The organism is Timaviella obliquedivisa GSE-PSE-MK23-08B, from assembly GCA_019358855.1.
GTDB lineage: Bacteria > Cyanobacteriota > Cyanobacteriia > Elainellales > Elainellaceae > Timaviella > Timaviella obliquedivisa.
This window is the reverse complement of sequence record JAHHII010000020.1, coordinates 32064-48395: the sequence shown is the minus strand read 5'-3', so window position 1 is coordinate 48395 and position 16332 is coordinate 32064. Positions and strand designations below refer to the sequence as shown.

The window sequence follows — 16332 nt, the reverse complement described above, 5'->3', positions numbered from 1 at the left end:
GCCTATTCAACCACCTCTTTATTGCAACAACAAACTAATAGATTGAAACGCACCAATCACTACTCCCAAAACTCCACCCAAATTAACGATCGCCTGCAATTCGCTTTTAACAATTCCTTGAATCGCCAGTTCCAACTCCTTCGCCGAAGTCGCTTTAACCCGGTTAATAATTACCTGATCGATATTGAGAATAGGAATAGCTTGTGCCACGATCGCCTCTAAATCCCGCTCCAAGTAACGCTCTATGACTAGGGCTAATTCTTGGCTAACTGGAACTAGCGAACTGGTCACTACTTCAGAGGTGCGGAGGCGGTTGAGTAGAACAGAAGCGATGTTTTCCCACTCGATCGACGCGCTCAGCCCTTGGATCATTTCTGTGCCAGAGTTTTGTAGATAATCGCGGATGCTGTCTCGCAGGGTTTTACGAAGCTGCCTTACGGTAGACACGGGTAGATTCTGCATTGAAAGATTTTGCAACCACTCTTGCACCCGTTCTCGAATGCTGAGGGATTTAATTAATTCTTCGATGCGGGCATTGCTGGCTTCTCTTTCGTCTAGACAGTAAGTGCGGAGGCGAGTGAGCGCATTGCGTACGCCAAACAAATTAGCAACAACCCAATAAGTACCACTGGTCTTTTCCCGAAAGCCTTCGTCGATAATTTTAATGTTGCGATCGGTCAAAAAATCGACGATCGCTTGTCTCAAAACATCTGGGGGCAACACTGCTTTAAGAAACCAGGCTGAAAGCTGATTGGCTTGTACTTCTGTCAATTGAAGCTCTAGTAGCACTTGGTCAAAAAGCTGGTTCAACTGTGGTTCTAAAAAGTCTTCGCGCCGTGCCAATACCTTTAACATTCGGGGTAGCGATTGCCCTAACAAATCTCGCAGAATATTAGCGACAATCTTGGCAGTCTTCTGTTGGTTCAGCCCTTGGACTTGCTCCAAAGCAAGCTTTAGTAGCCAAGCGATCGCCATTTCTAATCGCTCTGTTTGCAAAAGTTTACGCGCCAAATTCTGCAATTCTTCTGGCGTTAGCAGCGAACCCATAATAGTATCGGAAATCCGCTTAGCCAACTTTTCCTGATTGCTAGGAATTAAACCTGGCGTAAAAGGTAACTTACGCCCGCCCACGTAAATTGCTTTGTAGGGACGAAACAGCATCTTAATGGCAATATCATTGGTGAAATAGCCAATAATGCCACCCACAATAGGAGGCGATAGAAGTAGCCAAAGGTGTGCAAGATCCAAGGCAGGAAACCGGGGTAAACGGTAAAAAATTCAGAGAAATCAGGTTTGGGCAACCAAAACGCCCATCATTCCTCCAGCGATCGCATAATGCACAGCCTTCTCAAATCCTACTTGTAAAGCAAGATCGACCTGTTCAGAACCCGTAGGAAAGCGATCGAGGCTAGGACTGATGTAAGCATACTCTTCTCGCAGTCCTAAGCGTTGGGCGGTTGGCACGACAAAATGGTCGAGATACCACTGTTGGAAAGCTCGAAGCTGAGAACTTTGGGGACGATTAAAATCTAGAATCGCTGCCTTCGCCCCTGGTTTAAGCACTCGGTGGATTTCTTCGAGGCTGGCAGAAATATCTACTACATTCCGCAAGCCATAGCTCATGGTTGCTGCATCAAAGTGCTGGTCAGCAAACGGAAGATGGAGTGCATCTCCCTCGATCCAGGTAATCGGTAGATGGGGCGCACGGGCTTGGGCGATCGCTAACTGCTGACTAGAAAAGTCAACGCCATAGACTTTGCCAGTGGTGCCTACTTGCCTTGCCAAGAGTTGTGCTACATCACCACTGCCGCAGCAAACATCTAGACAAATGGAGCCAGCGCGCGCCTGGCTCCATTTGACTGCCATTTGCTTCCAAATCCAATGTAATCCCAGGCTCAGCCCATTGTTAAGCTGATCATACTGGGGGGCAATCCGGTCAAAAATGGCTTGAATCTCTTGAGCTTGAGGGGGAGAACTCACGTTTAGCGATTTGAACGACCCCTTAATCCTAGCGCTCTCCGCCATTGCTTAAGGGCAGCGAACGCTATTGAGCGCCATGCCTATCTGTTGAGCGGCTTGATGGAGCATGGTCAACTCAGGCTCTGATAGGGAGCGAGGCGACTTCCATTGCAGAGAAAGCACGGCTAGAACTTTGTTGTGGAAAGTCGTAGGAACAATTAGGTGAGATGATAAGCCTGCCTCAGCGTAAAGCGGATTGACAATGCCTGGGGTATCGCTAATGGCGGATTGAAACTGCTGGGTGGCGATCGCTGCTTGCGTCAAAGGCTCTAGCTCTAGCCAGTTCTTTAACTCTCCGTTAGTGCTATGGCCACCGTGTGCGGTTAAAGACGTTCCCTCTACCAATTGCAAAATGCAGCCATCGGTGCCAAAGCTGGTGCCAAGGGTAGTGGCGATCGGCGCTAAACAAGCTTCCACAGTGGCACCCTGCCGTACCGTTTGCAAAATGCTGTTGAACAATGCCGTGTGCGCTTGCGCTTGCAGTAATTCCTCAGTGCGCTGTTTTAGCAGCTCGTAGGTTTCGGCAGCCCGCTGCACTACAGATTTAAGCTCATTGGGATCCCAGGGCTTGGTAATGTACTTGTAAACTTGCCCAGAATTGATGGCATCGACCAAATCTTCGACATCGGTAAACCCAGTCAAAATAATCCGCATTGTATCGGGAAACTGAGGTACCGTCTTGCTCAGAAACTCCGTTCCCTTCATTTCGGGCATTCGCTGGTCAGAAATAATAACTGCCACTTCCCCTGCTGTCGCCAAAACCTCTAGAGCCGCAATGCCACTATCTGCTTTGAATACATTGAAGTCACGGCGAAAGGTGCGATAGAGCAAGTCCAGGTTGTCGGGTTCGTCATCGACAACGAGCATTTTTGGCTTTTTGGGACGATCTAAGTTCATAAACTGGCGACTAATATAGAGAGTTCGGGGAAGGCGTTGTCCATATCAGATTCTTTTAGTGAATCGAATGGGCTGAGATTCTGTCTTTGTGCTGGCAACAGACTTGGCGCTAGCAACAGAAATCAGGGCATAGAACTACAGTTTCAATTTGAGATGTCAAGTGAGATTGAGCGGAAAAGCAGCTTGAACGCGCAGCGCTCTATAATCTGTTCGATGCTATTTAGCTTCTCCCATAGTCTTGACAAGTTTTTTCTAGTTCTAACGCCCAAACCCATAAATTTATTAGAAAGTTTCTAACTGTTTTAGCCTTCCCCGTTCTCTGGCTGTCGCCTACTGACCGCCATAGTAAAATGCAACTTCTTTTTCTTTAAGGGGCGCAAAGTCTGCATTGATGAGCATTTGGTTGAGTTCGGCTTGAGCTATGTGTTTAGCGCCGATTCTAACAATCCGCGATCGCATCGTATTACTGACACCGCTGCGCTGCCGACCTGCCTCTAGTCCCATGACCTGAGTATAAAGATCAAGCTTGGCGGGGGGAATGGCAGAGCCATCAAAGTCTATGCCCTGAGCGATCGCCACATCAATGGCATCGGCTCCGGTGGTGCTGGATGAGAGATTAGGTTCAGTAGACATCAAATTTCCTTCAGAATTTACAGAAGCATTTTACTGCCTTGCGTGATCCTACTTTCTTCAAAAAGCCAGGAACATCAGCGGTGCTGTTTCTAGCTGGGTCAAGGAGTAGAATTTGTAGCCTAGATAGCATTTACCAATCAGAATGCGATCCACAACACCTATCAGATAAAGAAAACCTTTCAGCTAGCCCGCTATTCCACAACCATTGACTACTCTGTAGGGGATAACGCCAAAGTTTAATTGCTTTACTGGAATTAAATTGACCCTCATAAGCAGAGAGATAAGCCCTATGTCACAAAGTTTTGGTCTAATTGGTCTAGCTGTAATGGGTGAAAACCTCGTACTCAACATTGAGCGCAACGGCTTCCCGTTATCCGTTTTTAACCGCACGTCGGCAAAAACTGACGAGTTTATGGCGCAGCGCGGACAAGGCAAGCAGATTAACCCGACTTATTCCATTGAAGAATTTGTCAAGTCTCTCGATCGCCCTCGCAAAATCATGATCATGGTCAAGGCAGGTGCCCCTGTTGATGCCACCATTGGACAGCTCACGCCTTTTTTGGAAGAAGGTGACATGATTATTGATGGCGGTAACTCGTTGTACACAGACACCGATCGCCGCGTTGCAGCACTTGAATCTTCAGGCTTGCGCTTTATTGGTATGGGCGTTAGCGGCGGCGAAGAAGGCGCACTGAATGGGCCCAGCATGATGCCTGGTGGCACCCAAGCGGCGTACACAGAGATTGAGCCAATTGTTACCAAAATTGCGGCACAAGTGGATGACGGCCCTTGCGTGACCTACATTGGACCCAGCGGTGCCGGACACTACGTCAAAATGGTTCACAATGGCATCGAATACGGCGACATGCAGTTGATTGCCGAAGCTTATGACCTACTTAAAAACACGCTAGGTTTAAACGGCGAACAACTCCACGAAGTTTTCTCTGAATGGAACCTGACCGACGAGCTAAATTCCTTCCTCATTGAAATTACTGCCAATATCTTCACCAAAATGGACGAAGAGACTGGTCAGCCCTTGGTCGAGTCGATTATGGATGCTGCCGGACAAAAAGGCACCGGACGCTGGACGATCATGACGGCACTGGAATTAGGCGTGAGCATTCCGACCATCATTGCAGCAGTGAATGCCAGGATTATGTCTTCTATTAAGCAGGAGCGGGTAGCGGCATCTCAGCAGTTGACAGGCCCGACTGGCAAGTATGACGGCGATTCTAAGGCATTCATTACGATGATTCGAGATGCGCTGTACTGCTCTAAAATCTGTTCCTATGCCCAGGGGATGGCGTTGATGGGCACAGCATCTAAAGAGTTTGGCTATGGGCTGAACCTCAGCGAAATTGCGCGTATTTGGAAGGGGGGCTGCATCATTCGTGCAGGTTTCCTGAACAAAATTAAGGATGCCTACAAAGAAGATCCTAATCTTCCTAACTTGCTGCTAGCTCCAGAATTTAAACAGACGATTTTGGATCGGCAAGGGTCTTGGCGAGAAGTGTTGTCAGTATCGGCAAAGTTGGGCATACCTGTGCCTGCGTTCAGTGCCTCGCTCGACTACTTTGATAGCTATCGACGCGATCGCCTTCCCCAAAACCTCACCCAAGCTCAGCGCGACTACTTTGGTGCTCATACCTTTGAGCGCACCGATAAGCCTGGAACTTTCCACGCAGAATGGTTCTAGTCTTCTGTCGATAGCGCTTCAGACCATGAAAGATCCCTGGTTTTTCCAAAGAGCCGGGGATCTTTTATTGTCTGAAGAATGTCTCGATTGGGCTGGATGTCTCGATTGGACTAGACAATCCGCTATGCTGTCGAATGTTGAATAACGCTATGCTCTGTCCACGATGCATTCACACGATCGAAACAACTGGCAGTCTGTCCAGGCTGCATTTCAAAAAATCTGGGGCTATTCTAGTTTCCGCTATCCCCAAGGCGAAATTGTTCAATGTTTGCTGAACCCGCAAGATGCCTTAGTGGTGATGCCGACAGGCGGCGGGAAGTCGGTTTGTTTTCAACTGCCAGCCCTTTTGTCTGAAGGGTTAACTCTGGTGGTGTCGCCCTTAGTTGCCTTAATGGAAAACCAGGTGCAGGAGTTATGCGATCGCCATCTGCCAGCCGCCTTACTCCACAGTGAAATATCGAAAAACGATCGCTTCCGGACTCTTCAGAATTTAAGTCGTCTCCGCCTGCTGTATCTTTCGCCTGAAACCCTTCTCAGTCCTCCAGTTTGGGAAAAGCTTTGTCAGCCTGGGCTAGTCATCAACGGTCTAATTTTAGATGAAGCTCACTGCCTGGTACAGTGGGGAGAAACTTTTCGTCCAGCCTATCGCCGCCTCGGAGCGGTGCGTCCAGCGCTGCTAAAAACCAAGCCGCCCGGAACTAAGATGGCGATCGCTGCCTTCACCGCTACTGCCGATCCGGCTGCGCAACAAACCATTCAACAAGTTCTTCAGCTTGAAAACCCCCAACGGTTTCGCCAAAGCCCTTACCGCTCAAATCTTCACCTGGTAGTGAAAATTGCTTGGAGTTCGCGCGATCGTCGCCAAAAGTTGTTGAAATTCATTCAGGCAAGATCCCAACAGTCAGGACTCGTCTACGTTCGCACCCGCAAAGATGGTGAAGTGCTTGCTAGCTGGCTGCAAGCCCAAGGCTGCAAAACAGCGGCGTATCATGGCGGCTTGAGTCCTTCTGAACGCCGCCCCATGGAAACTGCATGGCTAGACGGCACCCTTCAGTTTGTGGTTTGTACCTCGGCATTTGGCATGGGCATCAACAAGCCCAACGTTAGATGGGTGGTTCATTTCCATGCGCCAATTCTGCTTTCGGAATATGTGCAGGAGGTGGGCAGAGCCGGGCGGGATGGGCGATCGGCGGAGGCACTGACGCTAGTGAGTGAGCCAACCGGATGGCTTGACCCTGAAGATCAGCAGCGTCAAAAGTTTTTTCTCGGTCAGGGTCGCAAGCAAATCCAGACGGCACAAGGGTTGCTGAAGAAAATTCCGGCTGAAGGCGATGCAACTGCGGTGGCGCGGCAGTTTAAAGATGGTGCAGTAGCGTTGGCGTTGCTGCATGGTGTTGGACAGTTAGAATGGCTGACTCCGTTTCAGTACAAACTGAGTGGCGCGATCGCTAAAATCACTTCTAATCCTCTAAAAGCGGCTCAGTCGATGGATTGGTATCTTAAAGCGCGGGATTGCCGCTGGAAGTTTTTACTAGAAGTATTTGGGTTTGCTCTGGAAGCCAAGGCGTTGGGCAACGGTAAAGGATGTGGACATTGCGATCGGTGTTTGGCTAGGAGATAGGGGGATTTGGAGGTTGGGATAGCTCGGCTATATTTTTGTTCAATCAGAAGAAGGTAAAGGTGATTAGAGAATTAGACATGGTGACGTTAACCCGCGATGTGCAGGAGCCTCAATTGCTCAAAGGGAGCAGAGGGGCTGTGGTTCATTGTTATGGTGATGGGCAGGGCTTTGAAGTGGAATTTGTGCAAGAAACAGGCGAAACGATCGCGGTTCTGACGCTGGAGCGATCGGATATTCAACCCGAACGAGAGATGATTCAAGCGCAGGTTTTAGCAATTCTCAACGTTTTACCTGACGAGTTGTTAGCAGAAGTTCGAGACTTTGCTGAATTTTTGCAGCAGCGGAAAGTGGGTTAATTGAGTTGTCTTAGGCGACTGGATAATTGAAGGAAGGAGATTGCGTGGCGATCGAAGAACATTTGGTGGAGTTGAGGAGAGGCGTTGATAGCTGGAATCGTTGGAGGGAGAGCAATCTGGATATCCTACCTGACCTGAGCGAAGCGAAGCTGGATAAGATTGACTTGAGTGAAATTAATTTGAGTAGAGCTAATCTCACTAGGACTAACTTTGCTGGGGCACATCTATTCAAAGCAGACTTAAGTCAAACTAATTCTTTCAACAGTAATTTTAATAGTGCAACTCTCTTTGGGGCTAACTTGACAGAGGCTGATTTTACTAAAGCAGACTTCGGTCGTGCTGTCCTTGTTCAAGCCAAACTCTTAAAAACCAATCTTTTTGGAGTAAATCTCAGGAGGGCTTATCTCACCCATGCTTACCTCCCCATGAGCTATCTTTCTGATGCTGATCTTAGCTATGCACAACTCTCGCAAGCAGTTCTTGACGGCACAAATCTCAGACGTTCCAATCTACGTGGAGCAAACCTAAAATCGGCAAAGTTGGTTGGTGTCATTCTTAACGACGCAATTCTCAATGAAGCCATTCTTTGGGGGGCGGATCTGAGTGGAGCTTTACTTAGAGGAACCTACCTTGTTGGATCTGACTGTACGAAAGCAAATCTTAGCGGTGCTAATCTTTCCGTTTGCCAAGCGTTATCTACTAATTTCACAGAGGCAGTTTTCTCTGGGAGTTGTCTACAAGATTGGAATATCAATGTGTCCACCCAATTAGACAATGCAATATGTGATTTTATTTTTTGCAAAGCTGAATGGTCTGAACAAAGTCAGAGGTTTCATTTTCACGATCGTCGTCCCCTATATGGAACCTATATTCCTGGTGAGTTTACCACTTTATACCGCAAAGCCCTCGAAACTGTTGATCTCATTTTTGCCGACGGTATTGACTGGAAAGCATTTTTTCAATCATTTCAAGAGTTACGATCGCGGTACGGCGATGAAAACATAGCTATCCAGGCGATCGAGAAGAAAAGCGGTGGAGCCTTTGTCATTCGCTTAGAGGTCGCACCTCAATTGGATAAGGCAGCGATCGAGAGTCAGGCGAAAGAGTTGTATGAGAAAGATCTTAAATTACTAGGAGAACGAGTCGCAGAGTACAAAGACGAAGTGAGATTTTTACGTCAAAGCAATACAAATTTAGAACGGATTGTAGAAACAATGGCAGACAAAGAAACTTCAAAAGTTACTCAACATTTCAATGCTCCCGTTACTGCTGTTGCTGGCAATGTTGAGGGCAACCAAGTTATCTATTCTCTAGAACAACGCCAAACTCTCGTAGAAGCCGCCGCTGAGATTCAAAAACTTCTAGACCAACTTTCCAAAACCTATCCAACCAATACCACAACAGGCAAAATGCAGTTGGCTGCTGAAGCGATCGCCCAAATCGAAAACAATCCTACTTTAATGCAGCGTGTTCTAAGCGCCATCCAAGCAGGTGGTACGGCTGCATTAGAGCAGTTTCTTAACCATCCAGCGGCAAGTTTCGTGATGGGGGCAATGGAAGATTGGAAACAAACAAAAGAGAATTAGTTTCCGCTGAAAGTTTTTACTAGAAGCTTTCACGGGGGCAAACACCACAAAAAATTACGGTACTGCAATCATGGCTTCGATCCAAAACCAAATCGTTCTCATCACTGGAGCCAGCAGCGGCATTGGAGCAGCCTGCGCCCAAGCATTTGCCCACGCAGGTGCCAAGCTGATTTTGGCAGCACGACGGCTCGATCGCTTAGAAAAACTGGCTGAGGATCTGGCAAAATCGGGCTGTCAAACCTACCTGCTGCAACTGGACGTGCGCGATCGCGCTCAAGTTGAATCAATCCTTGCTGCTCTCCCTGCTGCCTGGTCGGCGGTCGATATTTTGGTGAACAACGCAGGCTTGAGCCGAGGCTTAGACAAGCTTCACGAAGGCAGTGTGCAAGATTGGGAAGAAATGATTGATACGAACGTTAAAGGGTTGCTGTACATGACGCGATCGCTGGTTCCGGGTATGGTTAGCCGATCTCAAGGACACGTCATTAACATTGGCTCAATCGCCGGACACCAGACTTATCCTAATGGGAATGTTTACTGCGCTACAAAAGCTGCTGTTCGCGTCTTGTCCGAAGGTCTGAAGATGGATCTACTCGGTACGTCCGTGCGTGTTACTTCCGTCGATCCGGGCATGGTCGAAACTGAGTTTAGCCAGGTAAGATTTCAAGGCGACAGCGATCGCGCTAAACAGGTTTATCAGGGCGTTACGCCGCTAACGCCTGAGGATATCGCTGAAATTGTGGTGTTTTGTGCAACTCGTCCAGCCCATGTCAACTTAAGTGAGGTAGTGGTGCTAGCCACAGCGCAGGGAAGTGCAACGCTAGTCCATCGCCAGAATTAGCCTGAAAATCCTTAGACTTTTCTGGGTAAATCTTCCCAGACTCAGGTTATTCTGATTTATTGAGTTAGCCAAGACCCCAGACTCAAGACCTCAGACTCAAGACCCAAGGACTATCGTGATTGATCTTAAACAACTTCGGGAAAATCCAGAATCGTTCCAAGCTTGCCTGAAGCTGCGCGGTGAGTTTGACCTCTCTCCTGTGCTGAAGCTAGATCAACAACAGCGAGAACTAGAGGTCAAGCGATCGCAGCTTCAAGCTCGGAGTAATGAAGTGGGCAAGCTGGTGGGGCAAAAAATCCAGTCTGGCACCAGTCCCCAAGATCCACAAATTCAGTCTCTCCGCGATGAAGGCAACCAGGTTAAGGCGCAATTGGGCGAGTTAGAGCCCCAAGAGCGTGAGCTAAAGGCTCAGATTGAGGAGATTTTGCTAACTATTCCCAACTTGCCGAGCGAGACTACACCTGTTGGTAGAAACGAAGATGAAAACGTTGAGGTGAGCCGATGGGGCAACGAGTATTTGCCGACGAATCCCAACATTTTGCCCCATTGGGAAATTGGCGAAAAGTTAGGAATTTTGAACTTTGAGCGCTCTACAAAAGTTGCTCAAAGTCGCTTTGTATCCCTCATTGGAGCCGGAGCAGCGCTGGAGCGGGCGTTGATTCAGTTCATGCTAGACACTCAAATTGCAGCGGGCTATGTTGAAATATTGCCGCCAATTTTGGTAAATACGCAGTCGTTAACGGCATCAGGGCAGCTGCCTAAGTTTGCAGAAGAAAGCTTTAAGTGCGATCGCGATGACCTTTGGCTGACTCCTACTGCCGAAGTGCCCATTACCAATTTCTATCGCGATGAAATTATTGCCGCCGAAGATTTGCCCATTTATCACTGTGCCTACACCCCTTGTTTTCGCCGCGAAGCTGGGAGCTATGGGCGCGATACCCGTGGGTTAATTCGGTTGCACCAGTTTAACAAGGTCGAGCTATTCAAGTTTGTGCAGCCTGAGACTTCGTTTCAGGAGCTAGAAACCCTGAGAGCCGATGCCGAGGCAATTCTACAAGCCCTGAAGCTGCCTTACCGAGTTCTGGCTCTTTGCACAGGCGACTTAGGCTTTTCTTCTACTAAAACCTATGACCTGGAGGTCTGGTTGCCTTCTGCGGGCAAGTACCGTGAAATTTCGAGTTGCTCTAACTGCACCGATTTTCAGGGACGGCGGGGCAATATTCGCTTTAAGGAAGCTGGGAAGAAGGGCACGCAGTTTGTTCATACGCTCAACGGTTCAGGGCTGGCGGTGGGACGAACCATGGCGGCAATTTTGGAGAACTACCAGCAGCCAGATGGAACTGTGCAGGTTCCTGAAGTGCTGCAACCGTATCTCAGGCGCGAAGTTTTATAGGATGGGCATTGCTGTCTTAACTTGAGTTGTCTCTACGATCGCTCAATGGGCAACGTGACGCAAAATGCCGATCCTTCACCTAACTTACTTCTCACCGAGATTGATCCGCCACAGCGAACCAGCAACTGCTGCACGATCGCCAACCCTAATCCTACCCCGTTACCATCGTCTCCTCCTTGGCGGATGCGGTAGAAGCGATCGAAAACCTTCGGGACTTCTGTTGCCACAATGCCAATGCCTGTATCGCGGAACTCTAGTTGAATGGTGTCGCCCTGCTGTTTGGCTCTCACCCAAACTTGTCCTCCACTAGCCGTGAACTTAATGCTGTTGTGCAATAGGTTAATTGCAATTTGCTTGAGTCCTTGGCTAAAGCAAGAGATTGGCGGTAGATCTTCAGGGATCGTGTATGCCAGCATGATGCCCTTCTCTTGCGCAAGGGGTTGATAGGTGCTGACAACGCCAGGGATAATTTCGCTGAGGCGAAGAGACTCCATAGGCGCAGAGTCAGGAGAGCTTTCAATTTGTACCAGGTCTAAAACCCCGGCAATGAGAGAACCTTGGCGATCGCACTCTCTGCTCAACATTTCCATATACCGTTGTCGCTGTTGGGGCTTAAGGGTCGGCGAGTTCAATAAGGAAAGGGCAGTTTTCATCGTGGTCAGCGGCGTTCGTAACTCTTGACCTAAGTTTTTAATGAACTCATCTTTCTGTTGCAGCGTTTTAAGCAAGTCTTCGTTCGCTTGACGTAATACTAATGCTGAGTCTGCCTGTCTCCGTTGCGCTGCCCCGCTCCGCCAAATTTCTTCCTGTCGCTGCACTTGTTTAGCCAGCAGGTTGCTCACCATTTTGGGGTTGAGTGTGGGTTTAACGCCTCGGGCAAGAAGCTGCTCCCAACCGACTAAAAGGTCTTTGATTTCGGCATCAGATCGGCTTGCAGGTTGCCCATACCGAATGGCTTGATTAATGCCCTCGATCGCCATTTGCACAATTGCCGGGTCGAAGGAAAGCATTCCAAACAGAGGATGCTTTTGCTCTAGAGAGTCGTCTGTGCCTAGCTTCGGGTCAGGTAGATCCATCCCATTACCTTCTGCACGCGGACGAAGTGAACGGGGGCGATGCGCTAATATTGAACCGCAGAATTCGTTAGAGACAACTGTGATGAAATATTCGCGTTTAAGCTGACTTTCGGCTGCCAGAGGAAGATTGTAGACTTGAGAGGTTTCCTCTAAAATAGCAACTGGAGTGCCCGTGTTTAAGTCAAGAGTGTCTAAGCCATTCCAATCGGCAGATAGGCGGCTTGCAGCGGGTGGGACGTGGGTGTTGGTTTTGACTCGCTCTTGGTAGGTATGCAAGCTGTAGACCGTATGGGGAGCGATCGCTGATTGGCAAAATCGCTCTATTTCTGACTGCCAAACTTCTCCTTTAGGCAATTTCAGCCAAATTGTAGCTGCAATGTTGTGCTCCAGCAACAGATCTAAAACAATTCCCACTAAAGATTTAAAAGTTGTGGGGCTAATTTGTAAAGTCTGGGGAGTGGGTTCGAGGCTAGTTGCAAGTTCATAAAGAGCTACATCAGGCGAACGTGATGGATTCATTAGATTCAGATAAAGGGGATGAAGGGAACGGAGAGGTCATAACATGTACCCTGATAACGATATCGAATCTGTCTGAAGAGAGGTACAAAGTTTACAGATAAACGTACTTTTCATACCCGACTCACGAAGAAGTGTGAAGTCTGAAGCTGTCAAAACACGTTCGATTGTGCCCACAGTTTTCAACGATCTGTGCACCGTCGCTCAGAAAAGTTTCAGCAAATTCTTTGGGTTTCTCTGCTTATGTCTAGTCTTTTGTGGCTCTCTCAAGTCCAACAACAACGAGCGATCGCCGTCATTCGGGTGGCTCAGTACGACCTGGGCCTTCACCTAGCAAAAGCGGCGGCTGAGGGTGGCATGGAACTGATTGAGATTACGTGGAATAGCGATCGCCCAGCCCAACTGATTCAACATCTTCGTGCTCATCTGCCCCATTGTATGATTGGAGCGGGTACGCTGTTGACTCGGATAGACATGGAGAAGGCGATCGCGGCAGGAGCACAGTTTCTTTTTACGCCCCACGCCAATGTAGATTTAATTCGGGCTGCTGTCGATTTGCAAGTGCCGATTGTTCCAGGAGCGCTATCGCCAACTGAAATTGTCACGGCATGGCAAGCAGGTGCAACCTGTATCAAGATTTTTCCAATTCAGTCAGTGGGCGGTGCAGATTATATTCGCCACATCTGTGCACCATTGGCAAATATTCCCATGATTCCGACAGGCGGAGTGACGCTAGAAAATGCCAGGACATTTTTAGAGGCTGGGGCGATCGCTGTAGGGGTGTCGGGTCAATTGTTTCCTCAAGAAGCGATCGCACGGGGCGACTGGCAAGCCGTAACGCAACGGGCAAAGCGGCTCGTAGCGTTAGTCAGGGGCGAGGGTTAATAACGAGAGAACTCGTTCCAACCTGTTTGATCAATGGGGGCGTGAAGGGGAACGGTAATGTCTGATGAGATTGAGGGAGACACCTCCGAGGCAGGACGGCGATAACCTGGTGTTCTCGCAGCGGCGTAAACGGCTTGACGGCTGCTACGACTAACGCTTCCTTCTTGGGCTTGTTTAAGCGCTTGCTCAATTGCAGCAGGCAGATTATCCCAATTGATTGAGGGATTTCCGAGGAGCGATCGCACTTCCTCTAGTGTTTCGTGAAGGGCTTCAAAATTTTGGGGTGGGAGCGGCTCGGCGGTGCGGAGAGGATCATTTAAAACGGTGGCTAAAGCGCGATGGACAACGTCTTTGACCTGAGGGGCATATTGGGTTTTTCCCACCTGACGCTGGTATCGCAGCCCTTTCTTGCTGGTGGCATACAGAGACGGCAAATGATTCATGGCAAGCGCTAAGAGTTCAGCGGTGTTGACCTGACGCAAAGCCTGAGGCGCCCGAGCCTGGAGTGCTGTCAATTGTAGTTCAACCTCCTCTTTAACCAGCAACTCCATCACGTTGACGTAATTGCCTATTTTCCGACCATTTTGGTTAGCCATAATGATTTTCCTTATTGTTCTCTGACTGGCATTGGTATTGCACAGACCAGGCACCCTGAGGTGAAGAATTTAGCCTGTAGCAAAAAATACACACTAGAGTGTCTGTTGTTACCCGTATTCTATGTGAAATCACGGCTCTAATCTAGAGTACCAAGTTTATCTTTATACCAAGTTTATTTTTTCTGATTTATTTAAAGTAATGGGTGAATGGCTGTTGGATAGTGGTCAGGGCTAATTTCAACAACCCAATCGGCTTGAGTGTTATGCAGAAAGGGTGTAATGAAAAGTTCGGGGTGAAGCGATCGCCAAAAATATTCTACAAACTCGTCTACTTCGGTTGCTGACATCCCCGATCGACCTGTCCCTATCATTCCTTGTTCCGCTTGTCGTCGCCACTGTTGACTGAGGCGATAGTCATTAGGGATAAGCACAATTAGCCGATCAAGGAGATTCCACAGCGGCAAATAGTTTGCCAGACGAGTGTTCATGTCACGTGCAAATGCCCGATCGCTTTCCGTCTCAATAGGTGAGGGTGCATGATCAAATAGAGCCGGGTCAATGGGTCTAACTCCGACAAACCAGCCTTCAAACAAAATGATATCTACATTAGCGACGGTTTCAGAAGTGGTGCGATCGCCCTTGCCATTCCAAGCTGATTTGTCAAAGCGGGGAAGTTGAGCCGAATGCGTTTGTTTAAGCTGCTGAAGTACTTCTAGTCCCAGTTCTACATCATGCGTTCCGGGTGGGCCTCGCCAGCGTATGCGGGGATCGATCTGTTCTAGTTGGCGGCGATCGGCGTAGGTTTTGTATAGGTCATCAAGTGAGAGCCGACAGACCCGTAAGCCCAAGTGAGTGAGAACCTGGGTCAAAATGGCGGCTAAGGTCGTCTTGCCTGTGCCTTGTCCGCCCAAAATTCCTTGAATCAGTACGCCCTCTACCTGCTCATGCCAAGTGATCAATTGCTTGGCTAGGGGGAGCCAAAAATTTTGTAGTAATTTTGGCGGACAAGATTCCCAGCCCAACTGATCTCGGCAAAACGGCTCAAGGACGGCAGGAAGCGATGTTTCTAACTCCTTCCAGTTGGGTTGGGGCATCACTCAACTTCCTAAGGTAAATGCCTGAACAAATAAACCGTAGAGTAGCCCCAACTTTAGCCCGTTCAATGCCTCGATCAGTAGAGAACGCTGGTATGTTCTAGGCTGATTGATTAGCTGACTAGCTGACTGGTTAACTGGCTGGCTGGCTGGGCTGACTGGCTGACTGGCTCTTGGCGATCGAGGACTGTTGGCATAAGTCATCCAACTAATCACTTCTGCTATTGCTACCACGATCGCAGCCCCAAGAATGTCAGGTTCTGCCCGTTGTCCGGCGATCGTCGAGACAGCAGACGCTAAAAAATTACCAAACAACAAACTAATAATTAGCATCGAAATTCGTCGCCACGGATTGCGCAACCATTGGGTAAGTCGCTGCAACGAACCTTCTACTAACGTATTGAGGCGTGTGTTCTGCATCGCCAAGCCCTCTATTAAAATGGTGATTCCGCAGCCTAACTCAAATAATAATCTTTACCTGTCTCATCCTAAAGGCTCAGATCTCTACACTAGATGCTGATCTCTGCACTAGATTTAGAGAAGAGCAGACTTAGGTAGGCGGGATAGATATGACAAAAGACGTAAAACAAAAGCTGCATCCCGCATTGATTGCTGTTTTGGCAGCACTAGGCATTCTTTTACTAGTGCGCTTTCTGCCTGTCAGTATCAGCTTTGAGCCGACTTCGGTGGATAAAACTTCTCCTGGTGAAGTGGTGCCGTTGCCGCCGCCAACTGCCACACCAACTGCTCCCCCCTTGGCGATTGCCTCTGACCCTATCACGGAAGGCGCGATCGGCAGTCTTAGGGTCAGTAATCAAACGAAGCATCCTATCCGAGTTGCGCTCTTAGCTAAGTCAGCACCAGGCGAATCAACTCCTTACGCCCAGCCTGCCCACTGGGATTTTTCGCCCGAAGAGGGAAGAGAAAAGGGGCTGGTGCTTTCTCTTCCAGAGAAGGAACTACAGCTATATCTGGGAGATATTTTGGTGGCATTTGCTCAGGATGGCTCTCAGCGGTACTGGGGCCCCTACGTTGTGGGTCAGACGAAGGCTCCAGGCTGGAACGCAAAGGTTGCAGAGTGGCAATTAGTGCTACGCCCATAAGGGTTTGTGCCGAGGTTAGC

The 16332-nt window shown here is 48.8% G+C and carries 16 protein-coding genes; 8 read left to right on the top strand and 8 right to left on the bottom strand.

From position 1 onward, the window contains the following. Positions 1–18: 18 nt before the first annotated feature. From KME11_21850 to KME11_21835, 4 genes are all read right to left on the bottom strand, one after another. Positions 19–1248: a DUF445 family protein gene (locus KME11_21850; protein ID MBW4517858.1), complete on the bottom strand. Its 1230-nt coding sequence runs from the start codon at positions 1246–1248 to the stop codon at positions 19–21. Between the two features lie 39 nt (positions 1249–1287). Next, positions 1288–2025, bottom strand: a complete 738-nt coding sequence (gene ubiE, locus KME11_21845; GenBank protein MBW4517857.1) for a bifunctional demethylmenaquinone methyltransferase/2-methoxy-6-polyprenyl-1,4-benzoquinol methylase UbiE — start codon at positions 2023–2025, stop codon at positions 1288–1290. Between the two features lie 3 nt (positions 2026–2028). Further along, complete coding sequence (locus KME11_21840) at positions 2029–2916, bottom strand: response regulator (protein MBW4517856.1); 888 nt, start codon at positions 2914–2916, stop codon at positions 2029–2031. Between the two features lie 330 nt (positions 2917–3246). Next, the gene (locus tag KME11_21835; GenBank protein ID MBW4517855.1) at positions 3247–3549 is read right to left on the bottom strand and encodes a DUF4090 family protein; all 303 of its coding nucleotides are present in this window, start codon (positions 3547–3549) and stop codon (positions 3247–3249) included. A 289-nt stretch (positions 3550–3838) separates the two neighbouring features. On the opposite strand from KME11_21835, the gene gnd reads away from it, so the two are divergent. The 6 genes from gnd to serS all read left to right on the top strand — a co-directional run bounded on the left by gnd (position 3839) and on the right by serS (position 11042). Then, positions 3839–5245, top strand: coding sequence for a decarboxylating NADP(+)-dependent phosphogluconate dehydrogenase (gene gnd, locus KME11_21830; protein MBW4517854.1), 1407 nt, complete (start codon positions 3839–3841; stop codon positions 5243–5245). Between the two features lie 163 nt (positions 5246–5408). Continuing rightward, positions 5409–6866 (top strand): RecQ family ATP-dependent DNA helicase, encoded by a 1458-nt coding sequence (locus KME11_21825; GenBank protein ID MBW4517853.1) that lies wholly within the window; start codon positions 5409–5411, stop codon positions 6864–6866. A 59-nt stretch (positions 6867–6925) separates the two neighbouring features. After that, entirely contained in the window at positions 6926–7222 is a 297-nt protein-coding gene (locus KME11_21820) for a DUF4926 domain-containing protein (protein MBW4517852.1), read from the top strand. Positions 7223–7248: 26 nt separating this feature from the next. Then, entirely contained in the window at positions 7249–8808 is a 1560-nt protein-coding gene (locus KME11_21815; GenBank protein ID MBW4517851.1) for a pentapeptide repeat-containing protein, read from the top strand. Positions 8809–8878: 70 nt separating this feature from the next. After that, complete coding sequence (locus tag KME11_21810; GenBank protein MBW4517850.1) at positions 8879–9649, top strand: SDR family oxidoreductase; 771 nt, start codon at positions 8879–8881, stop codon at positions 9647–9649. Positions 9650–9764: 115 nt separating this feature from the next. Beyond that, on the top strand, positions 9765–11042 hold the full coding sequence (serS, locus tag KME11_21805; GenBank protein ID MBW4517849.1) for a serine--tRNA ligase: 1278 nt from the start codon (positions 9765–9767) through the stop codon (positions 11040–11042). 32 nt (positions 11043–11074) lie between these two features. Here the strand turns inward: serS and KME11_21800 are convergent, their stop codons facing one another. Continuing rightward, on the bottom strand, positions 11075–12637 hold the full coding sequence (locus tag KME11_21800; GenBank protein ID MBW4517848.1) for a histidine kinase: 1563 nt from the start codon (positions 12635–12637) through the stop codon (positions 11075–11077). A gap of 240 nt (positions 12638–12877) precedes the next feature. On the opposite strand from KME11_21800, the gene KME11_21795 reads away from it, so the two are divergent. Then, entirely contained in the window at positions 12878–13519 is a 642-nt protein-coding gene (locus tag KME11_21795; GenBank protein ID MBW4517847.1) for a bifunctional 4-hydroxy-2-oxoglutarate aldolase/2-dehydro-3-deoxy-phosphogluconate aldolase, read from the top strand. Here the strand turns inward: KME11_21795 and KME11_21790 are convergent. From KME11_21790 to KME11_21780, 3 genes are all read right to left on the bottom strand, one after another. Beyond that, positions 13516–14115: a late competence development ComFB family protein gene (locus tag KME11_21790; GenBank protein ID MBW4517846.1), complete on the bottom strand. Its 600-nt coding sequence runs from the start codon at positions 14113–14115 to the stop codon at positions 13516–13518. The genes KME11_21795 and KME11_21790 overlap by 4 nt on opposite strands. A 191-nt stretch (positions 14116–14306) precedes the next feature. Continuing rightward, a complete protein-coding gene (locus tag KME11_21785; GenBank protein ID MBW4517845.1) occupies positions 14307–15209 on the bottom strand; it encodes a glycerate kinase in 903 nt (300 codons plus the stop codon). 3 nt (positions 15210–15212) lie between these two features. Then, a complete protein-coding gene (locus KME11_21780) occupies positions 15213–15629 on the bottom strand; it encodes a DUF565 domain-containing protein (protein MBW4517844.1) in 417 nt (138 codons plus the stop codon). Between the two features lie 149 nt (positions 15630–15778). Here KME11_21780 and KME11_21775 point away from each other — a divergent pair, with 149 nt between their 5' ends. Continuing rightward, complete coding sequence (locus KME11_21775; GenBank protein MBW4517843.1) at positions 15779–16312, top strand: hypothetical protein; 534 nt, start codon at positions 15779–15781, stop codon at positions 16310–16312. The last annotated feature ends 20 nt before the right edge of the window (positions 16313–16332 follow it).